The organism is Legionella dresdenensis (assembly GCF_042649825.1).
Classification (GTDB): Bacteria; Pseudomonadota; Gammaproteobacteria; order Legionellales; family Legionellaceae; genus Legionella_C; species Legionella_C dresdenensis.
In genome coordinates this window covers 156,868-173,611 of the sequence record NZ_JBHSAB010000014.1, presented here as the reverse complement: position 1 = coordinate 173,611, position 16,744 = coordinate 156,868, and the positions used below count along the sequence as shown (strand labels likewise).

Below are 16,744 nucleotides of genomic sequence, written 5' to 3'. Positions count from 1 at the left end.
GATGCCAGGCAAAAATTTGATAAGGCTTATGCTAGCCTCACATGTCAAAATTAAATGGAAATAGTACTAGGACAAACACCCAAAATTTTATTGATAATTTAGAAAATTATTTTATAGAAAATAATTCTTTTAAATTAACTTCATAACTTTTATGTTACTCATTAAAAAGTTATTTGACATGTTATAAATATGACTTTGACTTGATATTAAAAAAATTATGCAAGAAAAGTCTGATTAATTTAATAATCAGACTTTTCTTACATAATGGAGTAATTTTATTTATTCCCTAAGTTTCAGGAAATATAAGCAGATGAAGATCCAAAATATTTGACATAAGTTATGATAATTTTACTCTTTAAAAGAGAGTCTTTTATTAATTATCAAATTTTTTAGAGATAATAGCATTATATTCATCATAATCAGCTTGTGTTTGCTCCGAACGAGCATTTCCTAGAACCCTACTAAAGAAGGAAAACACTGAGCCAGCTTTTTCTACCTTTTGGGAAATCAGGGATTGTACTTGATTATAATTTGCTTCAGGTTCTTCAGTTAAATAATAAAGTTTATATATACCTTCGGGAACAGAATACCTATTCCCACCCAGCTCTATACTGTATCGGCTACCAGCCCAACCTAATGCCCAAGGGGTACTGGTTAGGGTGTTTTTTAATTTATCTTCTATTTTTGCTCTGATTAATGCACATTTAACAACAGGCTCTTTTTGCGTTTGTACAAACGCACTAATTTCTTTACTTAGCGCCTCTTTAAACAAGACTGTGTCCTCTTCGCTTTCTTTTTGGCAATCTGTTCTAGTCTCTACTGAATTTTTTAACAATAGATTAACAGCTTTTTCAAAATAAATAATATTTGATTTAGCCTGATTCAAAAACGCTTTACCAATTAAGAAATCTACAAATGCATGATTATGAACTTGACTAATCGAATTGATAGTAGAAGCTGGAATTTGCTTTATACCATCCTCCGTTGACAAAAAAACAACCGTATAAAATAAACTCTTGAAGCACTGAGCATTGTCAAATGGAGAAGACTGAATGGATTTTATTTTTTCGCGTAAATAAGGGGGCATTGTTTGTTGAGTAGGATCAAGTTTAAAATACTCAGTTTCAAAAAAATCCTCTATTAAGCTAATGCGATACCGTGAATCACTAAGCTCATAATCATAATTAGACACTTGCTGGTTTAACTCTTCAGATCCAGAAAGCTCTGTAACTTCTTTTATCAAGCTTGATAACTCTTCTATTAAATCTAAGAATTGCTTTTGTTTATTAAGTTCTTCTAAACAATTATCTAACATAAACATGCCGGTATTATGAGAGATTTTTTTTGACTTTTCATATCCCTCTCTCATTCCAAGACGTACAAATGCTGATTTAAACAATGTAGATTTTATAGTAGTTTCATTAATATTTTTTTGTTTTAACTCAACTAGCTTATTGAAGATACGCATAAATGTAGTATGGTCTTCTTCTCTGATATGCCCATCTGTTTTTAATACATCTAATAATTGCCTGATTTCATCAAGATTAAAGGCTGACTTAGGATATGCAATCGAAGAACTTATTAAATTAACAATAAATTCTTTAAAATTATCATCATCTATTTCTGTAAAGTAATTTGAATCTATAAATTCTTCTGAATATGATATGTGCCGCAATAGGCTTTCATAAAAACTTTTTTTATTTTCATCATCTACTTCAATTTCTACACTAATGCATTGATTATTATAAGTATTGTTACTGCTATCGAATCGAATTACAGCACTTCTATGTGATTTTTTGACTCCAATAGGTTGCTGATGATGCCGTGGTAATACAGGATCTTTCTTATATATGTGAGTATCATATTTACCAGCAGGCATATATTTAAAAACTATCGATGGCATATATATCTCTATTTGAATCTGGACATAAAATATTATAGCAGATTAATATTAATAAAATATTAACTAAATTTAGTCAATCGGTTTTTCTATAAAGCTGAACCACCTAAAATCAACTGGATATTCTAAAACAAAATTTTTATACTTATATCTTACATGGGTATAGCAATCCAATTAAGCTTAAGTTTTTATTAATATACGTTTTTGCAAAAATTGCACTAAATTATCCGGTTGTATGCCCCATTTTAAGTCTGATAATTATATTAATCAGATTTTTCTAGTTTATCATTAGTTGACTGTTGTTCAGATACCGCTTTTCTAGCATCTTTTAAAAGAAGTAGTAATTGATTCCCTCTTATTGGAGAAGGTTCAAATCCAAATCGTTTGTAAAAGGTCTCGGCTTTCTCATCAATAGCATGAACTAATAAAGCTCTGACCCCGCTCTGTTCTGCAATTTGTAAGGTTTTTAATATTGCATCTTTAAGCATTGCTTTCCCAATACCCTTTCCTTGATATGTATTAAGAACAGCTAATCTTGCTAATATGACAACAGGAATAGGGTATTTACCCATTCCCTTTTTTATCCGTTCAGATGCCTCATCAACATCAACCTGTCCTACTGTAAGGCTATAAAAGCCAACCACAAGAGCATTATCAGCAACTATAAAAGTATTGGCAGAACCGGACATTTTTGCTTGAAAAGCATATTTTTTTAGCCATTCATCTAATTCTGGATAATTACATTTAAAATCAGCTAAATTATGATCTTTATTTAAAGGTTCAGGTTTTTTTAACGTCATTTAAATCCCATGGAGATGATGAAGAAAATAAATCCTTTAGCCCTTCATTCTTTTGCTCTGGGCGATCCAGAATTTCAGAAAATTGATTAAAAATATCACCCGAAACCATAAAAAGCCGCTGATCCAAAATAATTTTTTCAGCCGCTTGATACGCACTCTCCGTTATAAATTCGGTCAATGACTTATGACTTATATCAGAGGCCATTCGGATTATTTTAGCTTGAGACTCAGAAGCACGAAATCCCAATCGGGAAGTTTTAGCACGCACAGTTCTTGACTGAGGTCTTTTTCCCCTTCTTTGGTCTTTAGCTGTAGGTGTTTTTATATTATCCACCTTTCTAGCATTAGTCATGTTATATCTCAAAATAATATCTAATATTTATATGTTAGTACAATTGACGCACATTATCAATGAAAATAGCTTTTAAGCTCAGGATGAAAGGGTACGTAATCCTTCTCGGTTAAGCATATCTTGCAAGCATAGGCGCACATATTGCTTCTCAGAATATCCTGGTTTACTTGCAAATAAAGCAGCTATGTTAGAGTGATTCCCATTTTACGCCAGCTACAAAAACTCGCATTTTCAAGCAACATGGGTATAATTTATTCTTCGGGTTACGATTGCAAAGTCTTTGGAAGGCGAAATTATTGAGGTAAATATGATTAGCCAGATTCAGCTAAGTTCAGAGAGCATTGCACTGATAAAGCAACTAACAAGGATAACCAGTTCATTAACTGTGCTCTCCGGGCAGGAGGAGCAGGCAACAGTCGAGCGCAGGCAACTTTGCCAATGGCTACTCACTGCACATGCAATTGCGGATTCAGAACGCTATCTCTGGGAAGGGCTGATGGTGGCTTTGCTGCGTGACCTGGCAGGCAACAACGCTGACTATGCCCGGCATACTGCCTCAACCTGGCGAGACAGGCTGAAATTTCTTATGTTGGCTTTTGCCGGTATTATTGTTTTGGGCTGTGAAGGATTTGATGGAATTACCTCTATTTTAAACTTGTTCATGCTGCCGGCCAGCGCGATTTTTTCGGTGGGGCTCGTGTTTTCTATCCTGTCGATTGCAGTATTTTTTGCGTTTGATTTTCTGGAGCTTTCCCGCAACCTTGGTTTTAGAATAAAACATACCCCGCATATGCTCGAATTATATCAACAGCAAACTGCTTTACTTAAAGGAATGCGCAAGCAGCTTGGTAATAGTTTATATAATGAAGAAAACATTGATAAATTGCGTGCAGATAAAACGCTGCTCGATTTGCTCCGAAATCGTCAGACGGTGCTGGATGAGGTCAGAGCCAAATTGCGTGCAGCGTTAAACAATAATGTCATGAATATCATTAAAATGATTACCGCGGCGGCAATAGGCGTTTTCTTTCGCTTTGGCGGCGGTTTCTTTGCTGGCCAGGCGGTTGCTATGTCTATTGCGGCGTTATGTTCTGCTTCGGTGTCGCCGACATTTCTGCCCATTATTCTGGCTTGCACAACGGTCGGATTAGCCAGCTTTATTGTGTACTGGTTTCTGGAGCGCCCTGCCATTGAGGGCGTCATTGGACGCTGGATTGGGTATGAAAAAGAAAAAATTGAAGAAATATGCGATGAAGGCATAGCCCAAAAGGAAAAAGACAAACTAATCGGGTTATCGAATTATGTTGAACAGAAAATAGCAAAATATGACGCGAAACCTGAGCCGATGCCTGTTATCCGGGAACAAGGCATTGCTCTCACCGCAAAACCGGTTACATTAAAGCGATCATTATCGGCAAACAGCTTTTTCAAACTTAAAACTCAGGACGACAATAGTGATGCCGAAATGGAGTTCATTGCCTGTCCTGATTATGAGTCGGCTGCTGGCAGACCATGCGCTTGATGCTGTCGCTTATGGTTGATAATTCAAGTTCCAGATAGACCAGCAACAAATCTCCATTCTGGTAATCAGGATTAACGGAGTAATAATAATCAGTTAACGTATTGTTGCTCATAGCTTTTGTATCATCGAGTGGTATAAGAGGCATGGGACTGGTAATCACCATGGGATGATTGGGATTGGAGAGCCAATTGTTTGCGGTTTTTACTTGTTCTACCAGGTTTAATACCGTTTCAGGAACGGTTTCATCAGGGTAAGGATATACGGTATCGCTTAAGCTGCATAAAAATTGATAACGTTCTGGACTATAGGCATGAGCAAAATAAAAGATGTCTTCTGATGGATTGGACAGTCTTTGTTTGACTGCGTGTGCCAGGCCAAATTTCGCATTGGCATTACCGAGATTACAGTGCTTGTCGTGATAGGTGCCGCCTGTATAAATAGTCGCCCACCTGTTATTAACATACAAGCGCTGGCGGTTAAAGCGGGTGAAACCGAGTAGTTGCCCATGGCAATCATAATAGAGCGCCAAATCCCCTTCCTGCCCAATTCCAAGAATTTGTTCCTGATATGCCTGTTGATCCTGAATAAAATAATGTTGGCGTACGAACCTTTCCAGACCGCTTAACAAACTGTCATTGAGCAGATCTGATCTCGCCGTGATGATCTCAGTCCTTGAAATCGTAGGCGCATTCATTGGCGTTCCCTAGGAATAATAAGTTATTAATATTATTGACTATATTAAGAAAAAATTAAATACCCAGAACCATTTTAACAAATGGAATGGTAATTTTACGCTGTGCTGCCAACGAGGCTTCATCAAGCCGATCCAGGATATGGTAAAGCTCATGCATGTTGCGGGCACAGCGGTTAATCATAAACAGGGCGACGCTGTCTGGTAGTTCAAAACCTCGTTTTTGTGCCTGTTTCTGTAAGGCGGTGATCTTGAGTGCATCATCAGGCGGTTCAATCTGGATAACCAAACTCCAGGCTAGCCGTGAGCGTAAATCAGGGAGCTGAATCGGAGATGACGCAGGAGGGGTTTTGCCGCTGATTAACAGAATAGTTCGGCCATTATCGCGTATTCGGTTATAAAGATGGAAAATAGCTTCTTCCCATGCCGCATTGCCGGCAATGGCATCAATGTCGTCGAGGGCGATTAAATCCTGCTCATCCATTCCCTCGATACTTTCAGTATCCCAGTCACGGAGAAAATTGAGCGGCAGATAAGCCGCGGTACTCTGGCGATTGATCGCATGACAGCAGGCCTGCAAAATATGGGATTTACCACAGCCGGTTTCGCCCCATAAATAAAGCAAACGTTCCCCGTTATGGTAGAGTGTGTGGTCAAGCTGTTGCTGCAGAATGGTATTGTTGCCCCAGCAATAGTCATCCAGGGTTGCCTGTTCATCAAGTTTAATGGCAAGCGCTAATTGAGAACTATTCATTTAGGTGCAGATTTCATTAAACGGGCTTTCCTGCCCCAGGTCAATCCATAGTCAATATAGGTGGCGGCAGTGGTTGCAGCTGTACACCACATCACTATCGCGATTAAATAAGGCAGTTTGAAAAACGCAAGTTCAAAGAGACAAAGGGTTACCAGAAATAATTGCAGGGTAGTATTAATTTTGCTGAGCATGGTTGGCTTAAATTCGAGCTTTCGTTGCACAAACCAGTACCAGAAAACGACCGAGAGCGAAATAGTCAAATCACGTAGAAAGACCAGAATGACTAACCACCAGGGCAGGCTGCCGATGACAGCAAGCGAAATAAAGCTCGTAGCCACCAGCAGTTTGTCTGCCAGGGGGTCAATAAAAGAGCCCAACGCACTTTGCCACTGAAAATGACGCGCAAGCCAGCCGTCCAGCCCATCAGTAAAGCCGGCGATAAAAAACACATAAAGCGCCTTATCGTATTGCTGATGGCATAAAAAAAACAGGAAAGGCGCGATCAATATCAGGCGAAAGAATGTTAAAATATTTGGTATATGTTTTAGCATTATCTGAATCAACTCTGCGCAATACTGCAAGTTTATACAATCTTCAGGAAGCTGTCACGCGCAATCTAATGCTACAATACCCGCAAAAGGCGATTAATTAACATCAAAAGCCAGAACATCATGCATCGGATTCAATTGTGCCAGATAGGAACATCCTCTCTTGCCGGTAAGCTCTGTCAGCAGCGGACTGCCTTTATACCAGTGACTTGCAGATAGCGCTTTTTTCAGACTTTGGATTGCCTTGTCCGTATCAACGGATTTAAAGCGTAACATCAGGCTGTCCAGCATGTTGGCCAACAGCTGCCATAGCCTCTGTTCCGGCAATTGATAATAATGACTCAGGCAATCAATCAGGATTGATATATTATTATGAATAGTATTCTCAATGAATAATGGAAAATATCCTGCCGGGCTGAAATCATCCCGTTCAGTCAAACTGTACTCAATATTTCTTAAAACAAGCGCTCGCGGTTGAGCATTTTCCATGACCAATAACTGATTTTGCGATTTAGTCATAAAAGCCAGTTTATCGATTAGCAACGCCTGGAGCTGGCTTGTCAGAATACATTGACAGTATTTGATAAAATAATTTTCTGGCGACAGACGGCTGGCAGTAATCAGATCCAGCAATAGCGGTTTGCTGCTTAATGGTGAATGAGCGAATACTGCCGGTAACGGGATTAATTGCTGGTTGTTTTGTAATACCTGAACCGGGTGCTCAGATAATGAGAAGGTCAAGGTGCCATGTAACGTGTTAATCTGGCTTGTTTGGGCCATGATAAAAAGCGATTGCTGATAATGATGATTTTCTTCCAGAATGGTTGTAATCTGCTGCATTATCTTATTATTCACACAATTTTCTTCAGGCCGGGTACTTGTAAGGTTTGTTTGCAGGCAGCGGTTTGATGTAGCTGGTGATATAAGGGTATCGCCTGTAGCCAGAGGCCGTGTTGGCTGGCAATGCGGCATAACCAGAATCAATTCTTTATTGTCGATTGGCTGAGCCAATTGTTGCTGGTTATGCGCCCTCCATTGCCAGGGATGGACAGGTATGGGGTAATAATCGTCGGGGTTAAGCCGTTTAAACAGCAAATGCTCATGCCAGATTTGCCATAATTTGGGAAAATACTGTTTGATTTCTGCCTTATAGCCAGGTGTAGCTTCGGCCTGGTTATGATGTAACGCGCACCAGTGCAAATTGACCTGAGCATTGAATTCTGGAAAATATTGCAGGCTTTCACGGTAGCTGAATAGCTTTCGTTCTAAAATTAATTGTTGTTGCTGGTATGCATAACTTCCCCATTGCTCTAAAAACAATAGCATTTCCTCGGCGGTATGATGCGTGATGAGCCATGACCAGAAGGATGCCGCCCGTTTGCTGCGGTTATAGAGTGTGTTCTGCCAATGATGCCGATAGGCACGTGCTAAAGCCTGATTGGCAATCGTGTGTTGAACTTCGGAATGGAATTGCTGCCATCGATAGAAAATACTTTCGCTGATTGTTGTTTTGCATTGCTGTTTTAATTGTCGGATAAAATCCGATGAATCAAAAGCCGAGACTGGCCTGTTTAGCAAACCATCGTTAGCGGCCTGCACTTTAAGCTGCCGCAGATGCGATTCACTGGCCGCAAGAATGAAGGACTCAATCGCGGCAGGGGATAATGCAATGCCAATTTCAAACAACAAAAAACGGATCTGATGATTCAGTTCAGAAATATTGGAATATGCAAATGCCATCGATTGCTCCATCTAAAGTGTTTTTATTCACTATAGATGATAATGATTATCATTTGCAATAGAAGTATTCTTTAGTTATTCAGGTTTTTTACGATACACAACAATTGTATTGCCAATGGTCTGTACCAGTTCAGCAGCCAATTGTTCGCATAACTCAATAGCCATCTGCCGGCGATCGTCACGTTCCGCGCCATTAATTTTGACTTTAATTAATTCATGCGCATTAAGCGCGACATCGGTTTCTTCAATAACCGCCTGAGTTAGTCCCTTGGCGCCAAGCAGGACAACAGGCTTCAAATGATGGGCCCGAGCCTTCAATTCTTTTCTAAATTCACTTTTCACAACAAATCCTTAATTAAAAATGGTGAATTATTGCACGTTTTGCTGGGAAAAGGTAGCGAAGTTGAGTATTATCCCTTAATCTATTTCTATTTTTTTAATGATTAACCAGCATGGCGCGTTCAAAAAGCAGTAAAAGATGGTTGCAGGAACATTTTGATGATGTGTATGTTAAGAAAGCTCAGGCTGAAGGCTACCGCAGCAGGGCTGTCTATAAACTCATTGAAATCGATGAGAAAGAGCAATTAATAAAATCCGGGATGACAATTGTTGATCTTGGGGCGGCCCCTGGCGGCTGGACACAATATGTCAGCCAGAAATTAAATGGTCAGGGCACGATTGTTGCATTGGATATACTGGTTATGGATGCTTTGCCTGATGTGACGTTTATCCAGGGCGATTTCAGAGAAGATACCGTTTTTCAGGCGTTGCTGGATGTTATTCCCGAAAACGGAATAGACTTGCTTTTGTCAGATATGGCCCCAAATATGAGCGGCACCGATGCGATTGATATTCCACGGGCAATGTATCTGGCTGAACTGGCTTTTGATTTTGCGGACAAGACTCTGAAACCAGGAGGCGCCTTGTTAATGAAGATTTTTCATGGTTCAGGCTTTGATGAATTGATTAAGCTGGCAAGGCAGAAATTTAGCCGGGTCGTAATCCGTAAGCCCGCGGCATCACGGGCTCGTTCAAGGGAAACCTATTTAATGGCAAAACAGTATAAGGGGTAGACGTAACCCAATAAAATTGTCAGGATGTTATAAAAATAAGATATTCAATTGCGGTGTAACTATAATTTATAGTAACTTTATCATTCCGGCGTCGTGAATACGTCCTAATCGAGGTTAATACTTTGAACGACATGGTAAAAAATTTATTTTTATGGTTGATAATAGCCATTGTGCTGGTATCAGTGTTTAGTAATTTCGGTCCGCGTCATACATCGACTGAAAAAATTTCTTACAGCCAATTCCTGAAAGAAATTGATCAGGGACTGGTAAATTCGGTAATTATCGAAGATAGCAAGGTTATTAAAGGAACAACAAAAAATAACCAACGCTTTATTACCTATATGCCGTTACAAGACGATGCTTTATTAGGGCAACTGCTTAAAAGCAAAGTTGATGTCAGCGGTCAGGAAAAACAACAGGAAAGCTTCCTGCTGCACTTGTTTGTTAACTGGTTCCCGATGTTGCTTCTAATCGGCGTCTGGGTTTTCTTCATGCGCCAGATGCAAGGCGGCGGCGGCCGGGGCGCGATGTCGTTTGGACGTTCACGGGCACGTTTGCTAGGCGAGGATCAGGTCAAGGTGACCTTTGCTGATGTAGCCGGCGTCGATGAGGCGAAAGAAGAAGTCAAAGAGCTGGTTGATTTTCTGCGCGATCCAAGCAAATTCCAGAGCCTGGGCGGCCGTATCCCGCGCGGTGTATTATTGGTAGGCTCTCCGGGTACAGGAAAAACGTTGCTGGCCAAGGCCGTTGCCGGTGAAGCCAAAGTTCCTTTCTTTACTATTTCCGGTTCTGATTTTGTTGAAATGTTCGTAGGGGTTGGCGCATCCCGCGTTCGCGATATGTTTGAGCAGGCCAAAAAACATGCGCCTTGCATTATCTTTATCGATGAGATTGACGCGGTCGGCCGTCATCGTGGCGCCGGTCTTGGCGGCGGGCACGATGAACGTGAGCAGACATTAAACCAGTTACTGGTTGAAATGGATGGTTTCGAAAATAATGATGGCGTGATTGTCGTCTCAGCGACTAACCGTCCTGATGTGCTTGATCCGGCCTTGCTGCGCCCTGGCCGTTTTGATCGTCAGGTTGTTGTTCCATTACCTGATATTCGCGGTCGCGAGCAAATCCTGAAAGTTCATTTAAGCAAAGTGCCGATTGACAAAAATGTTGAAATTCTGCCCATCGCGCGTGGTACACCCGGTTTTTCAGGCGCAGATCTTGCAAATCTGGTGAACGAAGCTGCGTTATTTGCCGCCCGTGCCAACAAGCGTAAAGTCGGCATGATTGAGCTTGATAAAGCAAAAGACAAAATCATGATGGGCGCTGAACGCCGTTCAATGGTTATGGATGAGAATGAGAAAAAACTCACGGCATATCATGAAGCAGGGCATGCCATAGTTGGGCTGTCGGTTCCTGAGCATGATCCGGTTTACAAAGTGACAATTATTCCGCGTGGACGCGCTTTGGGGGTTACCATGTTCCTGCCGGAGCAAGACCGCTACAGTCATAGCAAACGCCGTCTGGAAAGCCAGTTGTGCAGTCTGTTTGGCGGCCGTTTGGCGGAAGAACTGATTTTCGGTGTGGAAAGCGTCACGACGGGTGCATCAAACGATATTATGCGTGCAACGGAAATTTCCCGCAAAATGGTTACCAGCTGGGGGTTATCGGATCTGGGGCCATTAACCTTTGGTCAGGAAGAAAATGAAGTGTTTCTGGGGCGCAGCGTAAGCCAGAACAAAGAAGTTTCTGATAAGACTGCCCAACTGATTGATGAAGAAGTGAGAGCAATCATTGATCGCAATTATCAGCGTGCCAAAGAAATTCTGGTCGCTAAAATGGATATATTGCATTTGATGGCTGAGGCGCTGATTAAATACGAAACCATTGATAGCCAGCAGATTCAGGAAATCATGGCAGGTAAAACACCTTCACCGCCGGAAGATTGGGACTCTATGCAGTCGCTTGATAAAGATCAACACTCTGATAGCGGTAAAACAGCGAGAGTAGTGAACGGCAGTCCTGTCGATCACCCAGCCGAAGAGCATTAATCCGGGCAAATCAAACGTTGAATGATTTAATAGATGCCCTCCCCTGTAGAGGGAGGGCAAAAATTATTCGACCAAAATACATGCAATATACCAATGGATAGTTTTAAATTTAAAGAATGGCTTTTATCAGAATATAAATCTCCCTTGTTGATGGGGATTCTGAATATCACCCCTGATTCATTTTCTGACGGCGGCTCATTTCTTACCCTTGATGCTGCTATTGCTCGTGCCGAAAACATGATCCTCGATGGCGCCGATATTATCGATATCGGCGGCGAATCAACTCGACCCGGTGCTGGTGCTGTCAGTGTGCAGGAAGAGCTGGATCGGTTAATGCCGGTTATTGAAGCAATACGTGAGATGAGCGATATCTGCTTGTCTGTTGATACAACCAAGCCCGAGGTTATGGCTGCGGCAGTAGACGCAGGAGTAACCATTGTGAACGATACTAACGCCTTGCAGGCTGATGGCGCTTTGGAAACAGTTGCGAAATATCAGATACCAGTCTGTCTCATGCATATGAAAGGCAAGCCGGAAAGTATGCAGCAGAACGTGTTTTACCAGGGCAGCGTCATTGATGAAGTAAATGCTTTTTTTGAGCAGCGCATCGCCGCTTGTTTGCAGGCGGGTATCGCTGCTGAAAATATTATTCTCGATCCAGGGTTTGGGTTTGGGAAATTGGTTAATCATAACTTATTGTTAGTGCAATTATTGCAGTCATTTAAATATCATAATCTGCCGATAATGATGGGTGCATCCCGTAAACATACCATTGGCGTGGTGCTCGGGAAACCGCCGCAAGAGCGTTTAACAGGCAGTCTGGTTACTCATGCAATTGCTCTGATGAATGGTGCTGATTTAATAAGGGCGCATGATATTGCCGAAACACGGCAAACAATCATAATGACGCGCGCGATAATGCAGGCAAGTGAAACAATGCTAAATAAGGAAAACTGTAATGGCTCAGCGTAAATATTTTGGAACGGATGGCATCCGCGGTCGGGTTGGAGCATCAAACGTTAATCCGGAGTTTATTTTAAAATTGGGCTGGGCTGTTGGACGCGTTCTGGCAGATGGCCCGCGTAAAAAGGTGGTTATCGGTAAAGACACTCGGGTATCAGGCTATATGCTTGAGTCTGCCCTTGAGTCCGGCCTTGCCGCAGCAGGCGTGGATGTTAGCTTGCTGGGTCCAATGCCTACACCTGGTATTGCTTATTTAACCCAGACATTACGGGCTAATGCCGGAATTGTTATTAGTGCATCGCATAACTTGTTTGAGGATAACGGGATTAAATTTTTTTCTGCCGATGGCACTAAACTCGATGATGAGCTCGAACAGGCAATTGAGGACGAACTTGAAAAGCCAATGCAGATGGTTGATTCATCGCAACTTGGCAAGGCGCGGCGAATTAATGACGCTGCAGGCCGATATATTGAGTTCTGCAAATCAACTATTCCATCGCTGACCCGGCTCACAGGCTTAAAAATCGTAGTTGATTGTGCCAATGGCGCGACGTATCACATTGCCCCCAATGTTTTCAACGAACTGGGTGCAGAGGTAATGACAATTGGCGATAAGCCAGACGGTTTTAATATTAATCGCAAATGCGGTTCTACCGAACCTGACGCGCTCCGTAATAAAGTGCTGGAATCGGGCGCTGATATTGGAATTGCACTTGATGGCGATGGTGATCGGGTAATTCTGGTTGACGCTGCCGGTCATATTGTGGATGGCGATCAAATCCTGTATATCATTGCTAATGACCGTCATCAACGCGGTATCTTGCATGGGGGAGTGGTAGGTACTCAGATGAGCAATTATGGTCTTGAAAAAGCCATCACTGCCCTGGGCGCACCTTTTATGCGTACGAAAGTGGGTGATCGTTATGTTCTGGAAGCCTTAAAAGAACACAACTGGAAAATTGGCGGTGAAAATTCCGGCCATATTGTGTGTCTTGATAAGACTTCAACCGGTGACGGTATTGTCGCAGCGCTGCAGGTTCTGGCCTGCATGGTCAAGCAGAATAAAACCCTGCAACAATTGACAGAAGGCATTACGCTCATGCCGCAGGTTTTACTCAATCTGAAAACAGAAAATGCAAACAGGTTGCTGGAGAGTGCGAAAATAAAGTCAATGGTTGAAGACATTACGGTCGGGTTAAACCAAAATGGTCGTGTATTACTGCGTCCTTCAGGAACAGAGCCCGTGTTAAGGGTTATGGTTGAAGGTAGCGATAAAGAGCAGATTACCCGCTATGCCGAGCATTTGTGTAATGAACTTAAAGCACTGGAACAACAGCTGTAGGTGTGTCTATTTGCTCTACAAGTTCCACGTACCGCGGACAAGCCGCGGTACGTGGAACTTTAGAGGAATTGTCAACAGACATCTAATACTTTTAGTAGAGTGTTTAACCGCACTGATTCACCCTATTATTCAATACATTAACGCGCTTTTAGCTAGAACAGCTGCTACTGCTAGAAGAGTTTTCGTACGCAGGATGAGGCGGTTGTTCTACAATTGGTTGGTGAATCTGAGCTATTTCAAACTGGAGAACTTGCTCAAGCTCGCTGCGAGGTGGTGCACCACCCATCAAAGCCTGAATATGCTCAGGAGTGATATGCTCAGCATTCAATTCTGCCGCAAATTGCATGTGATCAGGCCGCTCCGAAGCGATTGCCCTTGCATGCAGATTATTAAAAAACCGATGAACATTTTCAGGTTGTGGGGGACTAAGTCTTCGCAGAATATCTCGTAACTCAGCTCTTCGCGGGTCATTTGCTGGTAACTCCACTATTAGTTGCCCAATATGTCTTCGGGCTGCTACTCTTAACTCCCTTTGCTGTTGATTATTACTTCTTATCTCATCTGCTCGTATCCCGTTTATTCGCAGAGCAGCCAACTGCCTTGCAAGTCGTTGTGGACGAGGTTCAGCATACTGATTTTGATTATTACCTGGTTTATTCTGATTATGTTTTGCCATTATTACTCTTCCAAAAATAAGGAAAATGCATTTTATCATAACATTTTATGTAAGTTAATATCATTATGATCTATTTGCAATCATTAATGCCCCAATCTACATTTGAGGACGACATCCTGCCTCAGCAAGTAAAATCTCCGTTCGAGTCGGACTGAAAAAAAAGTGTTTACGATAACCATTCTCCGGTTGTTTAAAAAATAGTCCTTTAATATCCGTAAAAATCTCGGCGAGCCATTGCGAAAGACGGCCAAATCCTCTGTGCCGCAGCAAGCACTCATAACGCGGATCTGCCAGCAAATCAGGTAAAGGCTCGTTCCCTGCCCGGCCAAGCGTCAATCCCTTCAGCCGTATGATCAGTTCTTCCAGCAATTTTGCTTCACGCGGATGCTTTTTAAGCAAATTTTCATGGTGCTCATATAAACGGGCAAATTTTCTTGTTAACTGCCGGCCAGGAGTCGTTTCAATCATTTCCATATCCGTAACAGGCAATACCGGCTTAAGCGCAATAAGTACATGCCAGTTTTGTGCAGGCAGGGGGCACAGTTTCCGGTATTTTTTTAAAACCGAATAATGTTTGTCTGCCGGGTATTGTAATTCGAAAAAAATATCATTGAGTAACTGGCAAGTCTGATAGTAAAGTCCTGTATCGGCAATTTGCTGTTTAAGAACTGTATGCAGTTGCTCATACCAATTTTTATATCCAGGAAATTGAGCAACAATTCTGGCGACGGTTTTTTTATGCATAGTCTCCAGATAAGCCAGTCTTTTGTCGTGAAAATTATTGTCCTGAAGATCCCTGGCCGGTTTTTCAGCTGGGGCAGCAACTGGCAGGCTGGTTTTTAGCCGGGTTTGCAAAGCAATCAACAATTCGCTTGTCTCCTGCTGAAGTGATGTCAGAGTCTCGAGAATTTGTTTTCTGTCACCCAGGCCGGCAAGTTCTTTTTGGGCTTGTTTCAGCTTCACATTAATTGCTTTCCTGTCAGTCTGTAAACGAGCCAGTTCTAATGCGCCATTTTGTACTTGTTTGGCCAATAGTATGCATTTATCGATGTCGCTTATTTGTTCGTTTAATTTATTTATGCGGGTATTAATTTCATTATCATCAGGCGGTAATGAGTTGGTATCAGAAGCCAGAAGATAGCTCGCAGCAAATGGGGTTATATCGCGGTTGATCTGGTCCAGATTTTTAAGAAGTTCCAGGAGTGCAGTATTGTTATTGTTGCTATTAGTCAGGGCTTCATAAACAGTTAGCAGGAGATTCTTTAATTCAACCCACTCAGTTGGATCAGCAACGTCTGGAATGTGCGGCCTTAAAAAATTTATTACAGTTGCTTTAATGTTTTCTTCATCGGGTAGTTGATCGCCAAATCGATTTCTGAACGATTGCGTTTCAATAAAGTGCTCATTAACTAAAGTGAGGAACAGGAACTCATCTGACAGATTTGAAGCTGGCTTATTACGGCTTAGCCACTTGGAGTACCAACCAGTCCCCTGGTTGGCTTTTAGTTCATATTCACGTAGCAGAGAATTTTTTTCTTCATCACCGCACGCTTGATATTGCGTTTCCAGAGCTGTTTTATTGGGTAATTGAATGGCATCAATTTTCTGACGCAGTTCTTTTATTTTTTTAGTATACAGGCAGGGCTCAAGTTGAAGCAGTAAATCATTTAACTCTTCGATTAATAATTGATTTTTTGTAATCAAGTGCTGCTTTTGTTCGATTAAATCCGGAATTGCTTCGTTATCTTCAATTGAACTTATCTTTTCATATTCGGCAATCTGTTCGATAATTTCTCTACGTTCGTTATTGAGTATATTCAGTTCCTGTCTGTCAGTAAAATTCTGGAGCTCGGCACGCTCTTTTTTTAAATCATTAGTAAACTGCTGCAGCAGACCAATCTGGGCAAGAAGCGAACTTGCACTGGTTACAGCCGCTGTCTGGGAAAGTTGGCGGGTTTCGTAAGCCGCATAAGTTTTTTGATAGGCCTTTTTAAAATCCTCTGTCTCATTAGCGTTGCTATTCTTTGCCGTCTTAATCGCCCTGATTAGTGTCTTTCGGTTTGCTGTTAAATCTGCAATTGTATTACTCAGCGCGTCATACTCCTGCAATTGCCGGGCTAGTTTCTGCCATTGTTCAATTTTTGCTGATAGCGAGCCATACTGACTGGCGAGCGTATTATCTTCAAAAATTGGCTGCTCCGTGTTGTTAGATTCAAATAGCTGTGTCAGCGTTTCCAGTCTGAATGGCGGTTGTATATCAATCAGCCGGCTTAATAGGGCAGAAGCATTTTTCATCAGGTTATTCCTTATTATTTATATCCCTAAGTATGATCATACC

15 protein-coding genes are annotated in these 16,744 nt (G+C 41.7%); 5 read left to right on the top strand and 10 right to left on the bottom strand.

Features of this window, described 5'->3' with window-relative positions; translation table 11 throughout:
- Positions 1–373: 373 nt before the first annotated feature.
- From ACFORL_RS07605 to ACFORL_RS07595, 3 genes are all read right to left on the bottom strand, one after another.
- Positions 374–1,903 (bottom strand): hypothetical protein, encoded by a 1,530-nt coding sequence (locus tag ACFORL_RS07605; RefSeq protein ID WP_382342687.1) that lies wholly within the window; start codon positions 1,901–1,903, stop codon positions 374–376.
- A 260-nt stretch (positions 1,904–2,163) separates the two neighbouring features.
- Positions 2,164–2,700: a GNAT family N-acetyltransferase gene (locus ACFORL_RS07600; protein ID WP_382342685.1), complete on the bottom strand. Its 537-nt coding sequence runs from the start codon at positions 2,698–2,700 to the stop codon at positions 2,164–2,166.
- Entirely contained in the window at positions 2,681–3,052 is a 372-nt protein-coding gene (locus ACFORL_RS07595) for a type II toxin-antitoxin system TacA family antitoxin (protein WP_382342683.1), read from the bottom strand. Before ACFORL_RS07595 ends, ACFORL_RS07600 begins: the two co-directional genes overlap by 20 nt.
- Before the next feature lie 307 nt (positions 3,053–3,359).
- Between ACFORL_RS07595 and ACFORL_RS07590 the strand changes: the two genes are divergently transcribed.
- On the top strand, positions 3,360–4,574 hold the full coding sequence (locus ACFORL_RS07590; RefSeq protein WP_382342681.1) for a hypothetical protein: 1,215 nt from the start codon (positions 3,360–3,362) through the stop codon (positions 4,572–4,574).
- Here ACFORL_RS07590 and ACFORL_RS07585 read toward each other — a convergent pair.
- The 5 genes from ACFORL_RS07585 to yhbY form a co-directional block, all read right to left on the bottom strand.
- Positions 4,525–5,268, bottom strand: coding sequence for a hypothetical protein (locus ACFORL_RS07585; protein WP_382342679.1), 744 nt, complete (start codon positions 5,266–5,268; stop codon positions 4,525–4,527). The genes ACFORL_RS07590 and ACFORL_RS07585 overlap by 50 nt on opposite strands.
- A 55-nt stretch (positions 5,269–5,323) precedes the next feature.
- The gene (gene hda, locus ACFORL_RS07580) at positions 5,324–6,019 is read right to left on the bottom strand and encodes a DnaA regulatory inactivator Hda (RefSeq protein WP_382342678.1); all 696 of its coding nucleotides are present in this window, start codon (positions 6,017–6,019) and stop codon (positions 5,324–5,326) included.
- Complete coding sequence (locus ACFORL_RS07575; RefSeq protein ID WP_382342694.1) at positions 6,016–6,573, bottom strand: CDP-alcohol phosphatidyltransferase family protein; 558 nt, start codon at positions 6,571–6,573, stop codon at positions 6,016–6,018. The genes hda and ACFORL_RS07575 overlap by 4 nt, the downstream gene beginning before the upstream one ends.
- A gap of 90 nt (positions 6,574–6,663) precedes the next feature.
- Positions 6,664–8,307, bottom strand: coding sequence for an IucA/IucC family protein (locus ACFORL_RS07570; RefSeq protein WP_382342675.1), 1,644 nt, complete (start codon positions 8,305–8,307; stop codon positions 6,664–6,666).
- 75 nt (positions 8,308–8,382) lie between these two features.
- Positions 8,383–8,649, bottom strand: coding sequence for a ribosome assembly RNA-binding protein YhbY (gene yhbY / locus ACFORL_RS07565; protein ID WP_382342673.1), 267 nt, complete (start codon positions 8,647–8,649; stop codon positions 8,383–8,385).
- A gap of 110 nt (positions 8,650–8,759) precedes the next feature.
- On the opposite strand from yhbY, the gene rlmE reads away from it, so the two are divergent.
- The 4 genes from rlmE to glmM all read left to right on the top strand — a co-directional run bounded on the left by rlmE (position 8,760) and on the right by glmM (position 13,730).
- Positions 8,760–9,380, top strand: a complete 621-nt coding sequence (gene rlmE / locus ACFORL_RS07560) for a 23S rRNA (uridine(2552)-2'-O)-methyltransferase RlmE (protein WP_382342671.1) — start codon at positions 8,760–8,762, stop codon at positions 9,378–9,380.
- A gap of 131 nt (positions 9,381–9,511) precedes the next feature.
- Positions 9,512–11,425, top strand: a complete 1,914-nt coding sequence (gene ftsH / locus ACFORL_RS07555) for an ATP-dependent zinc metalloprotease FtsH (protein ID WP_382342669.1) — start codon at positions 9,512–9,514, stop codon at positions 11,423–11,425.
- A gap of 93 nt (positions 11,426–11,518) precedes the next feature.
- Complete coding sequence (gene folP / locus ACFORL_RS07550) at positions 11,519–12,397, top strand: dihydropteroate synthase (protein WP_382342667.1); 879 nt, start codon at positions 11,519–11,521, stop codon at positions 12,395–12,397.
- On the top strand, positions 12,384–13,730 hold the full coding sequence (gene glmM, locus ACFORL_RS07545) for a phosphoglucosamine mutase (RefSeq protein ID WP_382342665.1): 1,347 nt from the start codon (positions 12,384–12,386) through the stop codon (positions 13,728–13,730). The genes folP and glmM overlap by 14 nt, the downstream gene beginning before the upstream one ends.
- Before the next feature lie 148 nt (positions 13,731–13,878).
- Here glmM and ACFORL_RS07540 read toward each other — a convergent pair whose 3' ends face one another.
- Positions 13,879–14,406, bottom strand: a complete 528-nt coding sequence (locus tag ACFORL_RS07540) for a hypothetical protein (protein WP_382342663.1) — start codon at positions 14,404–14,406, stop codon at positions 13,879–13,881.
- Positions 14,407–14,502: 96 nt separating this feature from the next.
- Entirely contained in the window at positions 14,503–16,701 is a 2,199-nt protein-coding gene (locus tag ACFORL_RS07535; protein WP_382342661.1) for a hypothetical protein, read from the bottom strand.
- Positions 16,702–16,744: the final 43 nt, after the last annotated feature.